The sequence below is a fragment of the thiotrophic endosymbiont of Bathymodiolus puteoserpentis (Logatchev) genome, from assembly GCF_900127505.1.
In the GTDB taxonomy this organism is placed as follows: domain Bacteria; phylum Pseudomonadota; class Gammaproteobacteria; order PS1; family Pseudothioglobaceae; genus Thiodubiliella.
This window is the reverse complement of the sequence record NZ_UEXF01000069.1, coordinates 118,218-121,230: the sequence shown is the minus strand read 5'-3', so window position 1 is coordinate 121,230 and position 3,013 is coordinate 118,218. Positions and strand designations below refer to the sequence as shown.

The 3,013-nt window shown below is 37.8% G+C and carries 2 protein-coding genes; both read left to right on the top strand.

Going from position 1 to position 3,013, the window contains the following annotated elements:
• Nucleotides 1-672 (top strand): IS3 family transposase (locus tag BHECKSOX2_RS08465; RefSeq protein WP_180323726.1); only part of this gene is annotated, 672 nt, incomplete at its 5' end.
• Between the two features lie 325 nt (nt 673-997).
• Nucleotides 998-2,638, top strand: coding sequence for a CTP synthase (locus BHECKSOX2_RS08460; RefSeq protein WP_139683220.1), 1,641 nt, complete (start codon nt 998-1,000; stop codon nt 2,636-2,638).
• Nucleotides 2,639-3,013 lie beyond the last annotated feature (375 nt).

Below are 3,013 nucleotides of genomic sequence, written 5' to 3'. Positions count from 1 at the left end.
CAACAATTACTTGAAGACGGCTACAAGGTGAGTTTAAACACCGTAGCACGCTATCGGCAAGAATTAGGTTTAAAGGCAGTATTAGCAGTTAAACAAGTTAATACAACTATACCAATCAAAGCACACAAGAAATACAGTTACAAGCTACGAGGGCTTAATATCAGTCATTCTAACCATGTATGGAGCACCGACATTACCTATGTCAAGATTGCAGGGGGTATGGTCTATATGGCAGCTATTATTGATTGGCATTCAAAAGCTGTTCTATCACACAGGATATCCAATACCATGGATTCTCAATTGGTAATGGGTGTACTTAATGACGCTTTAGAGAAACACCCACACCCAGAGATATTTAACACTGATCAAGGTAGTCAATATACCAGTGAGATACACACTAAACGATTAAAAGATTTAGGTATTACAATATCTATGGATGGTAAAGGTAGGGCTACAGATAATATCTGTATTGAGCGTTTCTGGAGGAGCGCAAAATGCGAAAGAATTTATTTAAATGAATATCAATCCATCAGTGATTTAATCACTGATATGGATGATTATATTGAGTTTTACAATCATCAAAGATTCCATGAAACATTGAAATATAAAAAACCAATGGATGTGTATCAAGAAAGTATAAAATTGAATCAGGAAAAGAAGAAGGTCTCTTAAGATGTTCTATATAAGAAATTTTAAAAAGTTGTCAGGGGTTTTGGGGTAATGTAAAAAATGCTATTTTATGGGTTTTATAAATTATATTGGGTTAATGCAGGAGTCTCAAAAATTGAATTTTGCCAATCACCCCTATTTATGCAAAGGTCTTTAATAAAGTATTTATCTATGCAACGATAGAATGCAGTATAGAACATAATTTCCTCTTTTGAAATTAAAAAAACTTTTGTGTTTCAACAGACAAATTTATGTTTGTTGAGGTGAATTATTGAAAAATAGTTTATTTGATTAGGGTATTATATGTCTTTCAACTTTGTCACTTTTTATGACAACAAAATATATCTTTATTACTGGCGGTGTGGTTTCTTCTTTAGGTAAGGGCATCGCTTCTGCTTCTTTGGCAACACTCCTAGAATCTCGCGGACTTAAAGTTACCATGCTTAAGTTGGACCCTTATATTAATGTTGACCCAGGTACGATGAGCCCATTCCAGCATGGTGAAGTTTTTGTTACCAATGATGGTGCTGAAACTGACCTAGATTTAGGTCATTATGAAAGATTTGTACGCTTACAGCTAGGTAAGAAAAACAACTTTACAGCAGGGCGTGTGTATGAGCGTGTGATCAAGCGCGAACGCCGTGGTGATTATTTGGGTGCAACGGTGCAGATTGTGCCACACATTACCAATGAAATTAAAGAATTGACACGAATAGGCGCACAAGGTGCGCAGGTTGCCTTGGTTGAGATTGGCGGCACGGTCGGTGATATTGAGTCATTGCCATTTATAGAAGCCATTAGACAGATGAGTCTTGAATTGGGCCGTGAAAATACCTTATTCGTGCATTTAACCTTATTGCCTTATATCAAAGTTGCAGGGGAGTTGAAAACCAAGCCAACGCAGCACTCTGTGAAAGAATTGCGTAGTATTGGTATTCAGCCTGATATTTTAATTTGTCGTTCCGAACACGAGCTGCCTGAAGAAGAGCGTGCTAAGATTGCCTTGTTTACTAATGTAGCGTCAGATTCAGTGTTCACATCTCTTGATGTTGATACTATTTATAAAGTCCCGAGAGCTCTGCATGAGCAAGGTTTGGATGATATTGTGGTAAAGAAATTATCTATTGATTGTAAGCCAACCGATTTGAGCGAGTGGGACAGTGTGGTTAACAAGCTTTATTCACCTGAGGCTGCTGTTGATATTGCTATGGTGGGTAAATATATAAATTTGACAGAAGCCTATAAGTCGCTCTCAGAGGCTTTATTACACGCAGGCATTAATACAAAAACCAAAGTTAACATCCATTATTTTGATTCTGAAGAAATTGAAGAAAAAGGGGTGGGTTGTCTAAGTGAAATGAGCGCGATTTTAGTACCAGGTGGCTTTGGTAATCGTGGTGTTGAAGGTAAGATTGCTGCTGTTAAATATGCACGAGAAAACAAGGTGCCTTATTTAGGTATTTGTCTTGGTATGCAGGTTGCGGTGATTGAATATGCGCGTAATGTGGCAAATATGGGCGGCGCTAATTCTACTGAATTTGATCAATTTAGCCCATATCCAGTTATAGGGTTAATTACTGAATGGCAAGACGAAGATGGCAGTACACAAACGCGTGATAAAGGTTCTGACTTGGGTGGAACAATGCGTTTAGGCGGTCAAGAATGTGCTTTGATTGGTAATTCAAAGTCTAGAGAAATTTATGGCAAAGAAGTGATTACTGAGCGTCATCGTCATCGTTATGAAGTCAACAACAACTTGATTGATAAAATAGAAGGTGCGGGGTTGGTAATTTCTGGTCGTTCAATTGATGGTTCTTTGGTGGAAATGGTAGAAGTTTCAGACCACCCTTGGTTTGTGGCTTGCCAGTTCCATCCAGAGTTTACTTCTTCACCACGCGATGGACATCCATTATTTGAGAGTTTTGTTAGGGCGGCATCAACGGCACACAATCTTATCTTATCTTCGTAATGCTGTTTCAACAGACTTAGATTCACATCATAAGTGCAACACTCAATTAGTCGGTCAAAGGGTATATTAACCACCCTTAATCCGACAAGAAAAAGGAGTGAAACATGCAAAAATATACACAATTGACCTACGAACAAAGATACCATATTTACCTGCTAAATAGTCGCCCCTTAAAAACTACCCCAAACAAACCAAAACCACCCATTTTGCCAACCATCTAAATCAACAAAACTGCTTTTTATACAGCACCACAAAAAACCTTAGGTATTTTACAAAAAATAAGCCCAGTTTTTGCCAAAACAAAAAAATAGTGGCTATCACCAGCCATTTTCTCAAATTCCAAGCACAGGCAGCCATTAAAACATTAATCTCATC

What these genes read in the sequence shown, in the direction of transcription:
- BHECKSOX2_RS08460 (WP_139683220.1), top strand. Translation starts at nt 998, where the DNA reads ATGACAACAAAATATATCTTTATTACTGGCGGTGTGGTTTCTTCTTTA.